The organism is Mycobacterium yunnanensis (assembly GCF_025823185.1).
GTDB lineage: Bacteria > Actinomycetota > Actinomycetes > Mycobacteriales > Mycobacteriaceae > Mycobacterium > Mycobacterium yunnanensis.
Genome location: NZ_JACKVK010000001.1, coordinates 314,281 through 331,564, shown reverse-complemented (window position 1 = coordinate 331,564; position 17,284 = coordinate 314,281). Strand labels below are relative to the sequence as shown.

The 17,284-nt window shown below is 67.6% G+C and carries 17 protein-coding genes and 2 pseudogenes; 9 read left to right on the top strand and 10 right to left on the bottom strand.

Annotation, left to right across the window (positions count from 1 at the left end; genetic code table 11):
• Nucleotides 1–11: 11 nt before the first annotated feature.
• Together H7K45_RS01735 and cobF are read right to left on the bottom strand one after the other, a co-directional pair.
• Nucleotides 12–392, bottom strand: a complete 381-nt coding sequence (locus H7K45_RS01735) for a phage holin family protein (protein ID WP_263993992.1) — start codon at nucleotides 390–392, stop codon at nucleotides 12–14.
• Nucleotides 393–417: 25 nt separating this feature from the next.
• Nucleotides 418–1,164 carry a precorrin-6A synthase (deacetylating) gene (gene cobF, locus H7K45_RS01730; protein WP_263993991.1) on the bottom strand — a complete coding sequence of 249 codons (747 nt, stop codon included), beginning with the start codon at nucleotides 1,162–1,164 and terminating at the stop codon, nucleotides 418–420.
• A gap of 117 nt (nucleotides 1,165–1,281) precedes the next feature.
• On the opposite strand from cobF, the gene H7K45_RS01725 reads away from it, so the two are divergent.
• Nucleotides 1,282–2,502 (top strand): diiron oxygenase, encoded by a 1,221-nt coding sequence (locus tag H7K45_RS01725; RefSeq protein WP_263993990.1) that lies wholly within the window; start codon nucleotides 1,282–1,284, stop codon nucleotides 2,500–2,502.
• 60 nt (nucleotides 2,503–2,562) lie between these two features.
• Nucleotides 2,563–3,441, top strand: a complete 879-nt coding sequence (locus H7K45_RS01720) for an LLM class flavin-dependent oxidoreductase (protein WP_263993989.1) — start codon at nucleotides 2,563–2,565, stop codon at nucleotides 3,439–3,441.
• Here H7K45_RS01720 and H7K45_RS01715 read toward each other — a convergent pair.
• Nucleotides 3,438–4,625: an ROK family transcriptional regulator gene (locus tag H7K45_RS01715; protein ID WP_263993988.1), complete on the bottom strand. Its 1,188-nt coding sequence runs from the start codon at nucleotides 4,623–4,625 to the stop codon at nucleotides 3,438–3,440. The two genes, H7K45_RS01720 and H7K45_RS01715, sit on opposite strands and share 4 nt — an antisense overlap.
• Nucleotides 4,626–4,725: 100 nt before the next feature.
• Between H7K45_RS01715 and H7K45_RS01710 the strand changes: the two genes are divergently transcribed.
• The 7 genes from H7K45_RS01710 to H7K45_RS01680 all read left to right on the top strand — a co-directional run bounded on the left by H7K45_RS01710 (nucleotide 4,726) and on the right by H7K45_RS01680 (nucleotide 9,836).
• Nucleotides 4,726–5,952 (top strand): MFS transporter, encoded by a 1,227-nt coding sequence (locus tag H7K45_RS01710; RefSeq protein ID WP_263993987.1) that lies wholly within the window; start codon nucleotides 4,726–4,728, stop codon nucleotides 5,950–5,952.
• Nucleotides 5,953–6,098: 146 nt separating this feature from the next.
• On the top strand, nucleotides 6,099–6,773 hold the full coding sequence (locus tag H7K45_RS01705) for a cutinase family protein (RefSeq protein WP_263993986.1): 675 nt from the start codon (nucleotides 6,099–6,101) through the stop codon (nucleotides 6,771–6,773).
• Between the two features lie 83 nt (nucleotides 6,774–6,856).
• Complete coding sequence (locus H7K45_RS01700) at nucleotides 6,857–7,657, top strand: alpha/beta hydrolase (RefSeq protein WP_263993985.1); 801 nt, start codon at nucleotides 6,857–6,859, stop codon at nucleotides 7,655–7,657.
• Nucleotides 7,654–8,247, top strand: a complete 594-nt coding sequence (locus H7K45_RS01695) for a TetR/AcrR family transcriptional regulator (protein WP_263993984.1) — start codon at nucleotides 7,654–7,656, stop codon at nucleotides 8,245–8,247. Before H7K45_RS01700 ends, H7K45_RS01695 begins: the two co-directional genes overlap by 4 nt.
• 26 nt (nucleotides 8,248–8,273) lie before the next feature.
• Nucleotides 8,274–8,888, top strand: a complete 615-nt coding sequence (locus tag H7K45_RS01690) for a VOC family protein (protein WP_263993983.1) — start codon at nucleotides 8,274–8,276, stop codon at nucleotides 8,886–8,888.
• Nucleotides 8,885–9,343: a ribonuclease HI gene (rnhA, locus tag H7K45_RS01685; protein ID WP_263993982.1), complete on the top strand. Its 459-nt coding sequence runs from the start codon at nucleotides 8,885–8,887 to the stop codon at nucleotides 9,341–9,343. Before H7K45_RS01690 ends, rnhA begins: the two co-directional genes overlap by 4 nt.
• A gap of 61 nt (nucleotides 9,344–9,404) precedes the next feature.
• The gene (locus tag H7K45_RS01680; protein WP_263993981.1) at nucleotides 9,405–9,836 is read left to right on the top strand and encodes a VOC family protein; all 432 of its coding nucleotides are present in this window, start codon (nucleotides 9,405–9,407) and stop codon (nucleotides 9,834–9,836) included.
• A gap of 4 nt (nucleotides 9,837–9,840) precedes the next feature.
• On the opposite strand, the gene H7K45_RS01675 is transcribed toward H7K45_RS01680, so the two are convergent.
• From H7K45_RS01675 to H7K45_RS01645, 7 genes and pseudogenes are all read right to left on the bottom strand, one after another.
• Nucleotides 9,841–12,105: an ATP-dependent DNA ligase gene (locus H7K45_RS01675; protein WP_276069353.1), complete on the bottom strand. Its 2,265-nt coding sequence runs from the start codon at nucleotides 12,103–12,105 to the stop codon at nucleotides 9,841–9,843.
• Nucleotides 12,106–12,153: 48 nt separating this feature from the next.
• Nucleotides 12,154–12,843: pseudogene (locus H7K45_RS01670) on the bottom strand (HNH endonuclease signature motif containing protein); the annotation flags it as partial.
• Nucleotides 12,844–12,876: 33 nt separating this feature from the next.
• Nucleotides 12,877–13,322: pseudogene (locus tag H7K45_RS01665) on the bottom strand (DUF222 domain-containing protein); the annotation flags it as partial.
• 68 nt (nucleotides 13,323–13,390) lie between these two features.
• The gene (locus H7K45_RS01660) at nucleotides 13,391–13,825 is read right to left on the bottom strand and encodes a DUF222 domain-containing protein (protein ID WP_372512483.1); all 435 of its coding nucleotides are present in this window, start codon (nucleotides 13,823–13,825) and stop codon (nucleotides 13,391–13,393) included.
• Nucleotides 13,826–14,006: 181 nt separating this feature from the next.
• Nucleotides 14,007–15,317 carry a DUF4032 domain-containing protein gene (locus tag H7K45_RS01655; RefSeq protein ID WP_263993979.1) on the bottom strand — a complete coding sequence of 437 codons (1,311 nt, stop codon included), beginning with the start codon at nucleotides 15,315–15,317 and terminating at the stop codon, nucleotides 14,007–14,009.
• Nucleotides 15,317–16,399 carry an ABC transporter ATP-binding protein gene (locus H7K45_RS01650; protein ID WP_263993978.1) on the bottom strand — a complete coding sequence of 361 codons (1,083 nt, stop codon included), beginning with the start codon at nucleotides 16,397–16,399 and terminating at the stop codon, nucleotides 15,317–15,319. The genes H7K45_RS01655 and H7K45_RS01650 overlap by 1 nt, the downstream gene beginning before the upstream one ends.
• A 13-nt stretch (nucleotides 16,400–16,412) precedes the next feature.
• Nucleotides 16,413–17,282 carry a carbohydrate ABC transporter permease gene (locus H7K45_RS01645; protein WP_263993977.1) on the bottom strand — a complete coding sequence of 290 codons (870 nt, stop codon included), beginning with the start codon at nucleotides 17,280–17,282 and terminating at the stop codon, nucleotides 16,413–16,415.
• Between the last annotated feature and the right edge of the window lie 2 nt (nucleotides 17,283–17,284).

Genomic DNA, 17,284 nt, shown 5'->3' with positions numbered 1-17,284 from the left:
GGTGGCGAACGTCAGTCCGGAATGACCAGTGAGAGCACCCAACTGACGACCGACAGCACGATCGACGCCCAGATGGCCGTCCACCAGAAGTGGTCGATGTAAAGACCCCAGTGCGTGGTGCTCTCGGTGATTCGGGAGGTCAGCATCAGCATCGCCGCGTTGACCACGATGTGGAAGAGACCAAGGGTGAGGACGTAGAGCGGCAACGAGATCAGCTGGACGACGGGTTTGACGATTGCGTTGACGAGTCCGAAGATCACCGCCACGACGAAGATGATGCCGACGCGCTGCACCGTCGAGTCACCGCCGACGAACTCGACGCCCGAGACGAGCTTGGTGACGACCCACAACGCCAGACCGGTGAGCCCGGCGCGCAGTACGAAGCGAATCACGCGCCGATCCTGCCACGGCCGGCTGTCACGACCGCAGCAGATAGACGTCCATGATCCAGCCGTGGCGCTCCCGCGCCTCGGCACGCACCTGCGCGATGCGATCACCGACGTCCGCGACGGTGCCCGCCACCAGGATCTCCTTCGGCGTGCCCAAATAGGCGCCCCACCAGATCCGCGTCGTGGGCGGGCACTGGAGGAAGGCCAGGTCACCGTCGAGCATGACCACCGCCGTACCGCTGAGCCCGTCCTCCCGTAGCCGGCGTCCGGTGGTGACGAGCACCGGGGCGCCGACGTCGTTGAGCGGTATGCGGTGCCGGGCGGTGAGCGCCTGGATGGCGGTGATGCCGGGGATGACGTCGTAGGTGAAGGCGACGCGATCGGCGACCATGTCGAGAATGCGCAAGGTGCTGTCGTACAACGACGGATCGCCCCACGCCAGGAACGCGCCGACGCCGTCGTCGGTCAACTCGTCGAGCATCGCGCTGGCCCACAGATCGGCGCGGGCGGCGTGCCAGTCGGCGACCACCCGGCGGTAGGCCGGGCCGTCCGGGGCGTCCTTGGATCGCGGCGGGTCGGGCAATTCGACGAAGCGGTAACCCGGTTCGCGAATGAAGCGCTCGCAGATCTCGCGCCGCAGCGACACCAGATCGTCCTTCACCGCGCCCTTGTCCGAGGCGAAGAAGACCTCGACGTCGTTGAGTGCGTCGACGGCCTGGGCGGTCACATACGCCGGGTCGCCGGCCCCGATCCCGATGACGTGGATTCGCCGCATCACGCCATCCCGGTCGGAACCACGAGTATCCGGTACCGGAGGTATTGACAACTCGTGAGCTTCGTCATTAGGTTTCGAAGCATATCGGCGCGGAATTTCGCTGAAGGGACGTCAACGATGACAGCCTCCGTCAAGGCCAACGGTGCTCCGAGTCGCGAGGAATTCTCCGAGCGCCTGTTGCGCGGGTCGGTGAAGAAGTACTACGAACCGGTCGTCGACGTCGACTGGGACGCGCCGCTGGACCCCGACAAGTTCTTCCTGCCCCCGCGGTCGGTCTCCCTCTATGGAACTCCGTTGTGGGACAGCATGTCTCGCGAACAGCAGATCGAATTGTCCCGCCAGGAATTCGTCAACACGCTCTCAGCGGGCATCTGGTTCGAGAACATCCTCAACCAGGCCTTGCTGCGCGACCTGATGCACGCCGACCCCACGGCGCGCTCGACCCACTACGCGCTGACCGAAATGGGCGACGAGACCCGCCACATGGTGATGTTCGGCCGGGCCATCGAGAAGGTCGGCGGCAAGCCGATGCGGCCAAAGCGCTACCAGCGCATGATCATCAACGCGTTGCCGCTGACGTTCCGCGGGGCGCTGCTCTGGGTCGCGGCTCTCGTCGGTGAGGAGATCTTCGACTCGCTGCAGCGCAACATGATGGACGATCCCGACTTGCAACCGGTGGTCCAGCGCATCATGAAGATCCACGTGACCGAAGAGGCCCGCCACATCCAGTTCGCCCGCGACGGTGCGCGCAAGCGCGTCGCGGAGATGCCGTGGCTCAGCCGAATGTGGGTGGCCAATCTCAACGGCGTCGGCGGGTTGTTCTTCCGGCACCTGTTCACCAACGCCGCCCAGTACCGACGGGCGGGCCTCGACGGCAAGGAGGCTCGCCGTGTCGCCCGCACCAGCCCCCACCACCACGACGTCCAGGCACTCGGGTTCGCCCCGCTGGCGGCATTCCTCGCCGACGTCGGGCTGATGGGGCCGGTCGCGCGCCGGCTGTGGACCCGCACCCACTTCCTCCCCGCCACCTCGTCGGGGCGCCCGCGTTCCGACGTCGAGGTCGACGTCGACGATCGCGACTCCTATGACGGACCCGCCGTCCTGCACGTCGGGGGCGTCGACCACACCGTCGGCGTCCGACTCGTGGGGCATCTCGAACCCGTCGACGGCCAATATCATTGGCAGGGTGCGATCTTCGGAGAGCTGCCCGGCGACGTGCTCAAGCAGCCACGGGCCACGCTGTCCGTCGGCGACCGCGTAGCGACCGCCCGCATCAGCGAGCGCACGGCGCAGGGCACGTACGGGATCGTCGGCGTCGGCGCCCCGCCGTTCGCCTGAGCTGCATGGCTTCGGTCAACTCGGCCCGCGTCAACTAGAACGTGTTCTAGTATTCGCTTCATGCGGTTCACCTATGCGGAAGCCATGACCGATCCGAAGTACCTGATTCCGTTGGCGAAGGCGGCCGACGAGGCCGGGTACCACGCGATGACGATCCCGGACAGCGTCGCCTATCCCGAGGTGTCGGACTCGAAGTATCCCTACACCGAGGACGGCAACCGCGAGTTCCTCGACGGCAAACCCTTCGTGGAGTCCTTCGCGCTCATCGGCGCGCTCTCGGCGGTGACCACCAAGCTGCACTTCAACATCTTCGTGCTGAAGCTGCCGATCCGGCCGCCTGCCCTGGTGGCGAAGCAGGCCGGCTCGTTGGCGGCGATGTTCGACAACCGCCTGGGCCTCGGCGTCGGCACCAGTCCGTGGCCCGAGGACTACGAGATCATGGGCGTGCCATACGGCAAGCGCGGCAAGCGAATGGACGAGTGCATCGACGTCATCCGTGGCCTCACCTCGGGCGACTACTTCGAATACCACGGCGAGTTCTACGACTTCCCCGCTTTCAAGATGACGCCCGCACCCACCAAGCCGGTGCCCATCCTCATCGGTGGGCACGCCGACGCCGCGCTCCGACGGGCCGCACGCAACGACGGCTGGATGCACGGCGGCGGCGACCCCGAGGAACTCGACCCGCTGCTGGCCAAGTTGCAGAAGTACCGCGACGAGGAGGAGCGGATCGGGCTGGCCGACGAATTCGAAATCCACGTCATCTCCGTCGACGGGTTCACCCTCGACGGCGTGAAGCGGTTGGAGGACAAGGGCGTCACCGACGTCATCGTCGGGTTCCGGATCCCCTACATCATGGGCCCGGACACCGAACCCCTCGACGACAAGATCCGCAATCTGGAGTGGTTCGCGGAGAATGTCATCGCCAAGGCAGGTTAGGCCCGGCCCGCGCCCGCGACCAACGCGTCGACGGCCCGCGCGCTGAGCACCTCGTCGAGCACCATCACGGCGCCACCCACGGTGCCGGACCGGCTGCCGTGAGCCGCTGGCACCACCTCGAGGGTGCGCGTCGCCTGCGCAGTGGCGTTGCCGTACAACGTCTCTCGCAGCCCGGCAACGAAGATCTCATAGGCACCGACCATGTCGCCCGCCACGACGACGATCGCCGGGTTCAGGAGGTTCACCGCGGCGGCGAGCACCTCGCCGACGTAGCGCCCACTGTCGCGGATCATCCGGCGGGCCTCGGCATCGCCACCGTGAGCGATCTCGACGACGTCGCGGAGGTTCCGTACCGAACGGCCCTGCTGCTGCAGTGCGTGCACGAGTGCCCAACCGCCTGCCACGGCCTCGACACAGCCGGTGTCACCGCAGCGGCACGGAAGACCATGCGCGGCAGCGATCTTCGTGTGACCCAGCTCGCCGGCCGCCTGAGCGGCGCCGCGCTGCAGCACACCACCCGCGACGATGCCCGACCCCAGACCACTCGAGGCCTTGACGACGAGGACGTCGTCGTGGCCGCGACCCTCGACGACGGCGATCGCGTTCGAATCGTTGTCCAGGATCACGGGGACGTCGGCCAGACGGGGAAGTTCGGCGAAGTAGGGCCGCAGCTCGACACCGTCCCAGCCGCGCAGGATGGGTGAGTCTCGGCTGCACCCGCGCGCCCGATCCACGGTGCCGGGCAGACTGAGTCCCACCCCGTACACCGTGGCGCCCGGATGGTCCTCCAGCATCACGTCGAGCCGCTTCACCACGTCGGGCATCAGATCGTCGGGGCCGAGCGCGACCTCCTGGTCGATGTCGGTGATCGACAGCACCTCACCGGCGAGGTCGGTCACCGCGAGCCTGGTCCGGCTGATGCCGACCGCCACCGAGAGCACGATGCCCGCGTCGGCGTCGAAGGACAGCAGCGTTGGCGGCCGCCCGCCGGTCGACGGCGCCTGTTCGCGCTCGCGCACCAGGCCAAGGGCACTCAAGGAAGCGATTCGGGAGGCGACGGCCGACCGCGAGAGCCCGGTCACCTGGCCGATCTCGGCGCGGGTGATGTCTCGACGATCCCTGATCAGTGCGAAGACATCGCCCACGGAATTTCTCCCGTCGCTTCGCTCGCCCACGCTGGCCATCCCCCGATACTGCACCAAAAGCGTAAGACTCGCCACTTCTGACTCTTGAAAGTCTAAAGTCGGTTTGCCGACGCGCATAAGTGCGTCTACCGTTGGACCGGTGACACGCTCTCTAGAACGCCCGTCCGTACCTCTGTCCGTGGTGTCACCGCCGCCGTCGGTGCGCTGGCTGGCAGTCATGGCACTGGCCATCGGCAGCTTCGCCATCGGCACCACCGAGTTCGTCGCCATGGGCCTGCTGCCCGACATCGCGTCCAGCCTGAACATCACCGAGCCCATCGCGGGCCACGTCATATCCGCCTACGCTCTCGGCGTCGTCGTCGGCGCCCCGGTCATCGCCTCACTGACCGCGCACATGCCGCGTAAGGCGCTGCTCCTGGGGCTCATCGCGCTGTTCACCGTCGGCAACCTGGCCAGCGTGCTGGCTCCGAGCTACGAGACCCTGATGGCCGCGCGATTCGTCTCGGGCATCCCGCATGGCGCCTTCTTCGGCATCGCCGCCCTGGTCGCCGCCCACCTGATGGGCCCGAAGAACCGGGCCAAGGCCGTCGCCCACGTGATGAGCGGCCTCACGGTGGCGACGGTGCTCGGCGTGCCGCTCGCATCCTTCCTCGGCCAGCACTTCGGCTGGCGCAGCGCCTTCGCCCTCGTCGTCGTGATCGGCCTCGTCACCCTGACCGCCATCTGGCACTGGCTGCCCGACCTGAAGTCGATGCACGTCACCAGCGCCCTGACCGAGCTCAGCGCTCTGCGTCGTCCCCAGGTGTGGCTCTCCCTGGTGCTCGGCATGGTCGGCTTCGGTGGCATGTTCGCCGTCTACACCTACGTGGCCACCACCCTGACCGACGTGTCCGGGCTGTCGCGCGGACTCGTCCCGCTGGGCCTGATGACGTTCGGCATCGGCATGGTCGTCGGCAACCTGGTCGGCGGCAAGTTGGCCGACGTCTCGGTCGTCAGGGCGCTGTACGCCTCGCTGATCTCCCTCGGCGCGATGCTGGCACTGTTCGTCGTGCTCGTCCACAACCCGTGGACGGCGCTGCTCGGACTGTTCCTGATCGGGGCCTCCGGCTCGGCCATCGGGCCGGCCCTGCAGACCCGCCTGATGGACGTCGCACACGGCGCGCAGACCCTGGCCGCGGCGCTGAACCACTCGGCGCTGAACATCGCCAACGCCGCAGGTGCCTGGATCGGCGGACTGGTCATCGCCGCGGGATACGGCTACACCGCACCCGCCGGTGCCGGTGCGGCACTCGCCGTCGCCGGACTGGTCGTCCTGACCATCTCGGTGTTGCTGCAACGCTGGACGGAGCGTTCCCATGTCGGATAGTCGCGGAGTTCGCGTCGACGTTCACGTACTGGGCCTTCGCCTGGCCTTCACGATTCCGCCGTGGCGCGGGTTCGGGCAGCGGCGTCGAGCGCTGACCGCCAGCTAGGCGTTCCCGCCGACGAGATGACCTGTGTCAGTCTGGAGTCATGACTGCACGCCACCTCGCACGGCTGACCGGCGCCGCCATCGCATTCGTCACCGGCGCCCTCGTCGTCCCGACCGGGGCTCCGACGGCGTCGGCGGCGCCGTGTCCTGACGTGGAGGTGGTGTTCGCCCGGGGCACCTTCGCGCCCCAGGGTCTTGGCGGCATCGGACAGGAGTTCGTCGACGCGGTGCGCGCCAAGACCGGCGCCAAGTCGGTCGGGGTGTACGCCGTGGTGTATCCGGCGAGCACGAACTTCCCGACCGCCGTGGACGGCATCCGCGATGCGGCCAATCACATCGAGAGCATGGCCACGACGTGTCCCGACACGAAGATGGTGCTCGGCGGTTACTCCCAGGGCGCGGCCGTCATCGGCTTCACGACCGCCAACGTCGTGCCCGGCGGGGTCGACCCGAACGAGGTGCCCAAGCCGATGCCCGCGGACGTCGCCGACCACGTGGCTGCCGTGGCGCTGCTGGGCACACCCGACACGAAGTTCATGGACATGATCGGGCAGCCGCCGGTGACCATCGGACCGCTGTACGCAGGCAAGACGATTCAGTTGTGCGCACCGGGCGACCCGATCTGCTCCGACGGCGACGACGGCGCCGCCCACACCAGCTACACCAAGATCGGTTTGACCGACCAGGCCGCCGCGTTCGTCGCGAGCAGGGTCTGAGCGCCGGAAATATTCTTCACCCCGTCCTGGTTCTTGACGTCACGATGTTATGTAACATCGTTTCATAAGAGACAGGACCCGCTATGACCAACGTCGTCTTCATTCACGGACTGTGGGTCTCCCACACCGCCTGGCAGCCGTGGATCGACCACTTCGCCGAGCACGGCCACCACGCGATCGCGCCGGCGTGGCCCGGCGAGCACGCGAGCGTCGAAGAGACCCGCCGCAACGCCGGCGACCAGGCAGGCGTCGGCATCGACGACCTCACCGAGCACTTCGCCAAGGTCCTCGAGCGGTTCGACACCCCGCCGGTGGTGATCGGGCACTCCTTCGGCGGCCTGATCGCCCAGAAGTTGTTGGGGCAGAACAAGGCCGCTGCCGCGGTCGCCGTCGACCCCGCTCCGATCAAGGGCGTCAAGCCGTTGCCCGTCGCCCAATTGCGTTCTGCCTTCCCGGTACTCGGCAACCCGCTCAACCGCGGACGCGCCAAGGGACTCACCGAAGCGCAGTGGCGCTACGGCTTCGGCAACGCGTTGACCGTCGAGGAGTCCGACGACCTGTGGCGGCAGTGGTCCATCCCGTCGCCGGGCAAGCCGCTGTTCGAGGCCGCGGTCGCGAACTTCGCGCCCAATTCGCCCGCCAAGGTGGACGTCGCCAACGCCACCAGGGGTCCGCTGCTGATCACGGGCGGAACGGCGGACCACACCGTGCCCTTCGTGTCTGCCAAGGCCACGCACGGGCTGTACTCGAAGTCGACCGCGATCACCGACTTCCACGAGTTCGACGGCCGGGGCCACTCGCTCACCGTCGACCACGGCTGGCGCGACGTCGCCGACGTCACCCTGTCGTGGCTGAAGGACCGTGGGTTCACCGCGCAGTCATGAGCACGCCCCCGACCCGCCGCCGCACCGCCAGCCACGAAGTCTCGGCCGCGCTCCTCCGCGCGGCCGAGACGGTGCTGGACCGCGACGGCAGCGACGGGGTGACCGTCCGCGCGGTGGCCGAAGCCGCCGAGGTCTCACCCACCAGCGTCTACAACCGCTTCCGCAGCAAGGACGGGCTGACCGTTGCGCTGGCCGTGCGCACGTTGGCTCGACTCGGCGAGATCGTCGACGTGCCCGCGGGTCCGGAGCCCCGGGAGCGCCTGCGTCAGTCCTGCCGCAACTATCGCGACTTCGCGCTACGGCATCCTGCGCGGTATGCCCTCATCTTCGGTACGGGCAGCCCACTGGAGGACCAGTCGTCGGAGGCGGCCGAGTCCGGCCGCGCGGTCTTCACCGTCCTGAAGGGATTGATCGGCGACGTGGCCCCCGAGCTCGACGACGGCGAACTGCCCGAGGCGGCGCAGACGGTGTGGGCGGCTCTGCACGGGTCGGTCACCATCGAGCAGGCGGGCATCGGTCAGACGCCCGACGCGGACGCTACCTTCGAGCACATGCTCGATTGCTTGATCCAGGGCGTGACGGCGTCGTGAGGCGCCTGGCGGTCGAGGAATTCCAGGTGGCCGATCCACCAGAGGCGTGGACGCGAGCAGGTTTCTCCCTCGACGCCGACGCGGTCTGCCGAGTCGGCGGCGTCGGCATCCGGCTGGTCGGGCGCGACCGCGGCACCGGCATCGTGGGCTGGTCGTTGCGCGGTGCGCCGTTCGACACGAGCGACGTCGACGGCATCGCGACGACCACGGTGCCCGACGGTCCGCCGGCGCCACCTCCGGGCAGACATTCCAACGGGGTCGTCTCCGTCGACCACGTCGTCGTGTTCTCACCCGACCTGCCCCGGACGCTTGCCGCGCTGGCCGGGCTCGGCGCGCACCCCCGCCGGGAGCGCGACGGGGTGCTCGGCGGACGGCCGATCCGGCAGGTCTTCCTTCGCCTCGGGGAGGTGATCGTCGAGGTCGTGGGTGGCGCGGAGGCGGCAGGTGACGGACCGGCCACGCTGTGGGGGCTGACGTTCGTCGTCGACGACGTCGAGGCTGCGGTAGCGGCGCTCGGCGACCGGACCTCACCGGTCAAGGAAGCCGTGCAGCCAGGACGCCGAATCACCACGCTTCGCCATGACGAATTCGGAATGTCGGTCCGGACGGCGCTGATCTCACCGCCTATCCTCGGCTCGTGACCGAGACCGCGGAGCCCGTCGTGATCCACACCGACGGTGGGTGCCGCCCCAATCCCGGACCCGGTGGGTGGGGCGCTGTCCTGCGTCACCGCGGCCACGTGCGCGAGATGTTCGGCGGCGAGCCCGGCGACACCAGCAACAACCGGATGGAGCTGACCGCACCGATCATGGCGCTCGAGGCGCTGACCAGACCGATGACGGTGCACATTCACACCGACAGCACGTACGTGCGCAGCGGCATCACCAAGTGGGTGCTCGGCTGGGAACGCAACGGCTGGCTGACCTCGGCGAAGCAACCCGTGAAGAACGTCGACCTGTGGAAGCGCCTGCAGGCGGCGTGTGCGGTTCACCGGGTCGAATGGTTTTGGGTCAAGGGACATTCCGGGGTGGCCGATAACGAGCTTGCCGACGTGCTGGCCACCCGCGGCATGGAGCAGGCCATCGCGCGGTTGTGACCGAACGCTGACCGGTCGGTTCTCCGCGGGTCGTGCAACGGCGTGTGGGTAGCCTTCCCACATGGCACTCATCGACAGCTCCGGCTTCGCCCACGTCCGACTGACCGTCACCGACATCGACCGGTCCAAGTCGTTCTACGACCAGGTCTTCGGCTGGCCGGTGGCCATCGACGCGTCGGACTCGGTCGACGAGCCGGGCGTCACCGAGTCGGCGGAGAAGTTCTACGGCGGCGTGGTGTATCAGACTCCGCAGGGCACGCTCTTCGGACTGCGGCCGGTGGGCAGTGACCGATTCGATTCCACCCGAACGGGTCTCGACCACATCAGCTTCACCGTGACCGACCGTGCCGCACTCGGGGCCGCCGCGGCGGCACTGGGCGAGGCCGGCATCCCGCACGGCGACGTCGTCGACCTGACCGACGCGGGCATCGCCATCCTGTCGTTTCAGGACCCCGACGACATCAACGTCGAGCTGACCGCGCCGCTGTCGTAGGCGGTCACTCCCAGACCACTTCGCCCGGGCTCTTGTCCGGCCGCAGACCACGCCAACTTGGCTGGCGAAGCCGCCCGTCGGAGGTGCGCTCGCTGTAGCGCACCTCGCCCACCAATCCGGGTTCGACGAACGTGACCCCCTTGGCGTCGAGGCCCGACAGCCTTGTCGTGAAGGGCGATTCGCTGGCGTGCAGGGGTTCGAGCGTCTTCTTCAGCGCGGCCAGGTCCTTGTCGGTGAAGCCAGTACCCACTCGGCCGGCGAACTGCAAACCCTCGTCCGAGGGCACCCCGATCAGTAGCGCACCGATGCCGCTGGTGCGGCCACCCTCACCGGCACGCCAGCCGCCGATCACCACCTCCTGCGTCAGCCACAACTTGTCCTTGATCCAGGACTGCGACCGTCGCCCCGGTTGATAGGTCGAGTCCCGCCTCTTCGCGACGACTCCTTCCCACCGCTGCGCCCGTGCGTGCTCGAGGGCCTCGGGGCCGTCACCGTCGAGCTGTGCGGGCACGATCAGGCCGCCACCTGCGGCCAACGTCTCGAGCAACCTGCGTCGGTCGGAGTACTTGGCGCGCAACAGGGATCGACCGTCGAGCTGCAGGATGTCGAACGCCCAAAATTCGACCCGGGTCGACGTGGCGCGGTTTTGCATGAGACCGAAATTCGGCACGCCGTCGGCGTCGAGCGCCACCACCTCTCCGTCGAGGATCACGTGATGGTCGGCCAGATCCGCCGCCAGGGCCTTGAGTCGAGGGTATTCACCGGTGACGTCGCGACCGCTGCGCGACTGCAGACGCATCGCCCCGTGATCGGCGTCGACCAGCAACCGGTAGCCGTCCCACTTTCCCTCGAATGCCCACACCACCTTGGTCAGTCGCGCCACCGACCCGTGGGTGGCGAGCATGGGCTTGACGTCTTCCGGGGTGGGTTCGTGCTGCTCCTTCATCCGGTGGGCCAGCCAATTCTTGCCGCCGGTCTGGATCAGTGCGTACCGTCCGGAGACCTTGCTGCCGTGCAGAGTGACGATCACCTCGCCGCCCTTCGCGGGGCCGTCCGGTCCGTTGTCGTTGAACTTCTCGGCCTCGTAGGTACCGGAGTCCCACACGATGACCTCGCCACCGCCATACTCGCCCTTGGGAATCGAGCCCTCGAAGGTCGCATACTCCAACGGATGGTCCTCGGTGTGCACCGCGAGGTGGTTCACCGACGTGGTCTCAGGAAGATTCTTCGGCACCGCCCACGACACCAGCACGCCGTTGCGTTCGAGCCGAAAGTCGTAGTGCAACCGGCGCGCGTGATGCTCCTGGATGACGAAGGTGTCGTCGTTGCCGACGGTCGGCGCGGACCGCGGTACCGGCTCCCGCGTCTTGGTGGCATCGCGCATGCTGCGGTAGGTCGTGAGTTTGTCTGCCAGCGGCACGATCTCGTCGAGCGGCGCCAGCAGATCACCGTCGCGCTCGACGCGCTCGAGCACCTCGTCGAAGCGCAGGTGCCGCAGGTCGGGGTCCTCGATCTCCTCCCAGGTGCGGGGTGCGGCGACCGTCGGTTCGTCGCGGCCGCGCATGGAGTACGGCGCGATGGTCGTCTTCGCGGCGCTGTTCTGACTCCAGTCGACGAACACCTTGCCGGTGCGCAGGCTCTTGGTCATCGTCGCGGTGACCTGTGTCGGCATCGACTTCTCCAGCTGCACCGCGATGCGCTTGGCCAGCACGGAGGCACCTTGGGAGCTGACCGGCTCGGCGAGCGGCACGTAGAGGTGCAGGCCCTTGCTGCCGCTGGTCAACGGAAACGTCTCGAGCCCGATGTCGGTGATGAAGTCGCGGACCTCGTGCGCCACCTCGCACAGCTGTCGGAACGTGACGTCGTCACCGGGGTCGAGGTCGAAGACGATCCGCGTCGCAGGGCCGGGGGTGGCCTCGTCGAGGAACCGCCACTGTGGCACGTGAACTTCCAGCGACGCCTGCTGCGCAAGCCAGGCCAGTCCCTCACGGGTGTCGACGATCGGATAGGTGGTGGTGCCCGACCTGTGTGTCACCGAGCCACGGTCCAGCCAGTCCGGCGCCGACGACGCGAGCTGCTTTTCGAAGAAGTCCGGCTCCCCCACGCCGTTGGGCCACCGTTTGCGGGTGACCGGCCGACCCGCGATGTGCGGCACCATGGCGTCGGCGATCGCCACGTAGTACTCGAAGACCTCGGCCTTCGTCGTCCCCGTGGCCGGGTACAGCACCTTGTCGGGGTTGGTCAGCTTGACCCGCCCGCAGCGCTCCATCACGTGACCGTATTACCCACGGCTCGCGACGGCGAACTTCTTCCGCGTCTACGCGGCGTTGGGTTCCGGTCCGCCCGGCTGGCGGTCCTGTCCCGCGGAGTTCCCGACGTCGTCGTCGGGCGGTCGATACAGACGTTCTGGGCGGTGGTAGTCGTTGACCCGGGCTTGCCCGGTGTCCAGACCCGCCGGCGGGATCCACTCGACGTCGTGATCGGCGTTGACCCGGGTGGCCCAGCCACCGGGACCGACCATTCGGTTGTCGGGCCCGCACGCCAGGCCGAGCTCGTCGGCGTTCGTCTGCCCACCCTGCGCCCAATCCCGCGCGGCGTGATGCACCTGACTGCCATAGGCCGGCACCGTGCACCCCGGCTTCGTGCACCCACCGTCGCGCGCGATCAACATCAACCGTTGCGCCGACGTGGCGACGCGACGGGCCCGGAACAGATTCAACGCCGCCCCCGTGGCCCCGTCGAACACCGCCAGGAACGGAACCGCCTCGGCCGCCAGCCCGATGACCTCACCGATGGGCGTGACGGTGCCACCGCCGGTGACCCCCACCCCCGCACGGCTCTCCAAATCCTGCAGCGTGGTGCGGATGACGATCGACGTCGTCANCCCGTTGTGCCGGCCAAGCTCCCCACTGGCCAGCACACTGCGTCCGACCGCCATCAGCGCGTCATGCTGACGCTGGCCCAGGCTGCGGTGGTCGCCGTCGATCTGTTCCTGGGTGGGAGTGCCCACCCGTTGTGCCGGCCAAGCTCCCCACTGGCCAGCACACTGCGTCCGACCGCCATCAGCGCGTCATGCTGACGCTGGCCCAGGCTGCGGTGGTCGCCGTCGATCTGTTCCTGGGTGGGAGTGCCCGTCAGGCAGGGATGTTGGTCGGCCGGGTTGCACATCCCCGGCGCNGCCCACTTGGCGAAGATCGCCTCGTAGATCGCCCACGCCTCCGGGGTCAAAGTGCCCCGGAGCGGGATCATCCCGTCGGGCCGCTGCGGCCCCGTGGTGACACCACGGCGACGGGCCCGTTCNGTGTCGTCGGGTTCCGGGCCGTCCTGGTCGAGCAGGAAGATCGTGCGATCGGCGTTGTCCTTGNGCTCCTTGGGCCCCAATCTCATCGCCGCCCTGACCAGATCGGCTTCGATCTGCCCGCGGGTGGTCGGGTCCACCGCCGGTGGGATGCGGCTCATCGCCTTGGCCAGCACGTGGACGTGCTCCCGGTTGATCACACCGTGGGACTGAGCGATCGCCGTGCACGGCAACACCGGATCCAGCGGTGCGCCGATCANTCCACCGCCGGTGGGATGCGGCTCATCGCCTTGGCCAGCACGTGGACGTGCTCCCGGTTGATCACACCGTGGGACTGAGCGATCGCCGTGCACGGCAACACCGGATCCAGCGGTGCGCCGATCACCGTCTGCCGCGACGCCAGCAGCGCGGCCTCCTCCAGCCGGCGCCCGGCCTCGCTCGACGAAATCCGCCACCGGATGGCCAACACGTCGCGCCACGACTTGGCCCCCAGCACCTTCGGCGTCGTCTCGGCCTGCAGCCGGGTCAGCAGACGATGGCCCTGCACCGGCAACTGGCAGGACAGCGTCTCCAGATCGTCGAGCACACTGTGCAATTCGGGAGCGGTCAACGCGTCGACCGACAACGCCGCCAGCGCGTCATGTGCAGCGCGCAGCGCTGTAACCGCCGCCTGCACCTCCCCCGTACCCATGAATCAAACATATGTTCGAATCTTGGCAATTCGGGAGCGGTCAACGCGTCGACCGACAACGCCGCCAGCGCGTCATGTGCAGCGCGCAGCGCTGTAACCGCCGCCTGCACCTCCCCCGTACCCATGAATCAAACATATGTTCGAATCTTAGCAATTCCGCGACGTGTTTCGTGAGAAGCGTCTAAGAGAGATCGTCGTCCATCTCCAGCACCGCGAACGGTGCGGTCGGCACTTCGGCGACCGACATCTTCGCCGCCGAATCGGTGGGGATGACGTCGCCGGCCAACGCCGCGAGCGCCTTGTTGGTCCCGACGTCGCGACCCGCCTTCTCGCTGAGCAACCAACGCACCTCGAGCAGATCGCAGTATGCCTGGATCGCCGAACCCCGGTGACCGACGACCTCGTGGGCCAGTTGCTCGTACGGCGTCAAGATCTCGATCGTCCACAGGCGGGCCGCGGTCGCCTCGTCCACGTCGTGCCCCGCCTCCAGACACAGTTGCGCCTGATACGCGTGGAGGTCACCCAACAGGATCGCCGCCTGCCCCTCCCCGACGTCGAGCCCGGTGAGCTCCTGCAGATGCTGAGCGTGATATCTGCGATCCCCGACCGCCACCCGCACCCGCATGCGACTCGGGTCCGAAGCGTCTGGCTGCAAGGACAATTCGTCGACGGCGAAGCCCAGGTCGTTGAGTCGCCGGATCGTCCCCTCGACGCGATAGCGGTCGGCGAAGCCGAAGACGGGCTCGGCGTGCAACAACTCCCACAGCTCGTCGTAGCGCACCTGGACCTGCTCGGCCTCGGCGATCAGCGTCAGGTGCATCTCCTCCGGAAGACCAAGTCGCTCAGCCAAGTCGACCAGACCTTCGGCCACGTTCTCGACCAGGATCTCCAAGTCGTGCCGACGCTGGCCCCGGCTCAACTTCGGATGCACCTCGGAGGTCTCGGCGTCGACCAACCAGGCCTGCAGACGCTGTCCGTCACGCGAGAACAACGTGTTCGCCAACGAGCAGTCGCCCCAGAACACGCCGTGGCGGTGCAACTCCACCAGCAGCCCCGCCATCGCATCCAGCAGCCGTGCCCGGTGCGCGGGTTGATCCGGCGGCAACCGCATGAACAACCGGCGATACTGCCAGGACCCCTCGAGGTACCGGGTAACCAAGATCGCGGTCTCGAACTCCGGCTGCAGCACCAGCCCGGCGGGATGGACGGCGGGCAGGCCCATCTCCTCGAGCTGGCGCAGCACCTCGTACTCCTTGATCGCGATCCGCGGCGGCATGTCCTTGACCGCCCAGAGCTGACCGTCGGCGTCGACGAACTTGACCAGGTGGCGACTCATCCCCACCGCGATGTCGCGCAGCGGCACGTCGGGAACCACCCACTCCGAAAGCGGCCTGTCCCAAGGCAATCCGAGCAGACCCGGAGACGGTGCTCGGAGCCGCAGCTCCGGTGTCAATCCCCCGGTCGCTGCGCTCCGGCCCGCCGGCGCGCGCATCAGTTCAGACGTTCGCCCGAACTCGGATGGAACAGGTGCACGACACCTTCGGGATGCCGGCGCAGCCGAACCGTGTCGGCCAACCGCGGCGCCGTGCGCGGATTGCACCGCGCCACCAGCTCGACACCGCCGGTGCCCGCATGGGTGTAGACGTAGGCCTCGCTGCCGAGATCCTCGACCAGGTCGACGACCACCTCGACACCACCGGTCTCGGTGACCTCCAGTGCCTCGGGCCGGATCCCGACGGTGACCTCCTTGAGGCCCGACTCGCTCAGCTTGGTCAGCTGGTCACGCTCGAGCTCGAAGATCGAGTCACCGACGCGAACGCCGCCGGAGGCGATCTCAGCGGTGAACAGGTTCATCGCCGGAGACCCGATGAACCCGGCGACGAAGGCGTTCGCCGGACGGTCGTAAAGCTCGTTGGGAGAGGCGAATTGCTGCAGCTTTCCGAACCGGAGCACCGCCACCCGGTCGCCCATCGTCATGGCCTCGACCTGGTCGTGCGTGACGTACACGGTGGTGGTGCCGAGACGGCGCTGCAACGCGGCGATCTGGGTGCGGGTCTGCACCCGCAACTTGGCGTCGAGGTTGGACAGTGGCTCGTCCATGCAGAACACCTGCGGCTCGCGCACGATGGCTCGGCCCATCGCAACGCGCTGACGCTGACCACCGGACAGCTTGGCGGGCTTGCGATCCAGGTGCTCGGTCAGGTCGAGGACCTTGGCGGCCTCCTCGACCTTCTTGCGCCGCTCCTCGGCGGAGACGCCGCGCAGCTTCAGGGCGAAGCCCATGTTCTCGGCGACGGTCTTGTTGGGGTAGAGCGCGTAGTTCTGGAACACCATCGCAATGTCGCGGTCCTTGGACGGGACCCCCGTCATGTCCTTGCCGCCGATGGAGATGCTGCCCTCGTCGATGTCTTCGAGGCCGGCCAGCATGCGCAGTGCGGTGCTCTTGCCCGAACCGGACGGCCCGACCAGGACGACGAACTCGCCGTCCTGGATGTCGAGGTTGAGGTTGTCCACGGCGAGCTTGTCGGAGCCCTCGTAGATGCAGGACGCGTTCTTGTACGTGATTGCAGCCATTGTGTTTACTCCTCTACTTGATGGCGCCGAAGGAAAGACCACGAACGAGCTTGTTCTGGGCGAACCAGCCGCACAGGATCACCGGCAGTGCGGCCATCGTGGCCGCCGCCGACAGCACGGCCCAGTACTGACCCTCACCGGCGATGAAGCCGACCAGGTACACCGGCATCGTCTGGGCGTTCACCGCAGTGAGATTCACTGCGAGGAAGAATTCGTTCCAGGCGAAGATGACGCAGATGAGTGCGGTGGCCGCGATGCCGGGTGAGACCAGCGGCAGGATCACCTCACGCACCGACCGCCACAGGCTGGCGCCGTCGAGGCTGGCGGCCTCGAGCAGTTCGCCGGGGACTTCGAGGAAGAACGACCGCATCATCCAGATCGCGATCGGGAGGTTCATCGAGGTGTAGAGGACGACCAGTGCCCAGATGTTGTCCAGCAGACCAAGGTTGGACACGATGACATATAGCGGCAGGATCGCCGCGACGACGGGCAGCATCTTCGTGCTCATGAAGAAGAACAGTGCGTCCGAGGTCTTGCGCACCGGGCGCAGCGACAGCGCGAACGCGGCCGGTACGCCCAGCAACAGCACCAGGATCGTCGACATCGCGGTGGCGAACACCGAGTTCAACATCGCCGGCCCGATGCCCTGCTCGAACACCGCCGAGTACTGATCCAGCGTGGGGACGAAGAACAGCTTCGGCGGGTTGGTCGCGGCGTCACTCTCTTGCTTGAACGACGTCAACACCATCCAGAAGACCGGGAAGAAGAAGCCGAGCCCGACGAGCCAGGCGACCAATCCCCACGGGCTGAACTTCTTGGACTTCTTCTTGCGCACCGGGGCGGCATCCTCTGTCGCGGTGGTGCGTTCGGCAGTGGTAGTCATGG

Excerpts from the sequence above, each read along its gene's own strand:
- H7K45_RS01725 (WP_263993990.1), top strand. The coding sequence starts at position 1,282 with ATGACAGCCTCCGTCAAGGCCAACGGTGCTCCGAGTCGCGAGGAATTC.
- H7K45_RS01700 (WP_263993985.1), top strand. The coding sequence starts at position 6,857 with ATGACCAACGTCGTCTTCATTCACGGACTGTGGGTCTCCCACACCGCC.
- H7K45_RS01680 (WP_263993981.1), top strand. The coding sequence starts at position 9,405 with ATGGCACTCATCGACAGCTCCGGCTTCGCCCACGTCCGACTGACCGTC.
- H7K45_RS01705 (WP_263993986.1), top strand. The coding sequence starts at position 6,099 with ATGACTGCACGCCACCTCGCACGGCTGACCGGCGCCGCCATCGCATTC.
- H7K45_RS01695 (WP_263993984.1), top strand. The coding sequence starts at position 7,654 with ATGAGCACGCCCCCGACCCGCCGCCGCACCGCCAGCCACGAAGTCTCG.
- H7K45_RS01715 (WP_263993988.1), bottom strand. The coding sequence starts at position 4,625 with ATGGCCAGCGTGGGCGAGCGAAGCGACGGGAGAAATTCCGTGGGCGAT.
- cobF (WP_263993991.1), bottom strand. The coding sequence starts at position 1,164 with ATGCGGCGAATCCACGTCATCGGGATCGGGGCCGGCGACCCGGCGTAT.
- H7K45_RS01675 (WP_276069353.1), bottom strand. The coding sequence starts at position 12,105 with ATGGAGCGCTGCGGGCGGGTCAAGCTGACCAACCCCGACAAGGTGCTG.
- H7K45_RS01645 (WP_263993977.1), bottom strand. The coding sequence starts at position 17,282 with ATGACTACCACTGCCGAACGCACCACCGCGACAGAGGATGCCGCCCCG.
- H7K45_RS01720 (WP_263993989.1), top strand. The coding sequence starts at position 2,563 with ATGCGGTTCACCTATGCGGAAGCCATGACCGATCCGAAGTACCTGATT.
- H7K45_RS01655 (WP_263993979.1), bottom strand. The coding sequence starts at position 15,317 with ATGCGCGCGCCGGCGGGCCGGAGCGCAGCGACCGGGGGATTGACACCG.
- H7K45_RS01650 (WP_263993978.1), bottom strand. The coding sequence starts at position 16,399 with ATGGCTGCAATCACGTACAAGAACGCGTCCTGCATCTACGAGGGCTCC.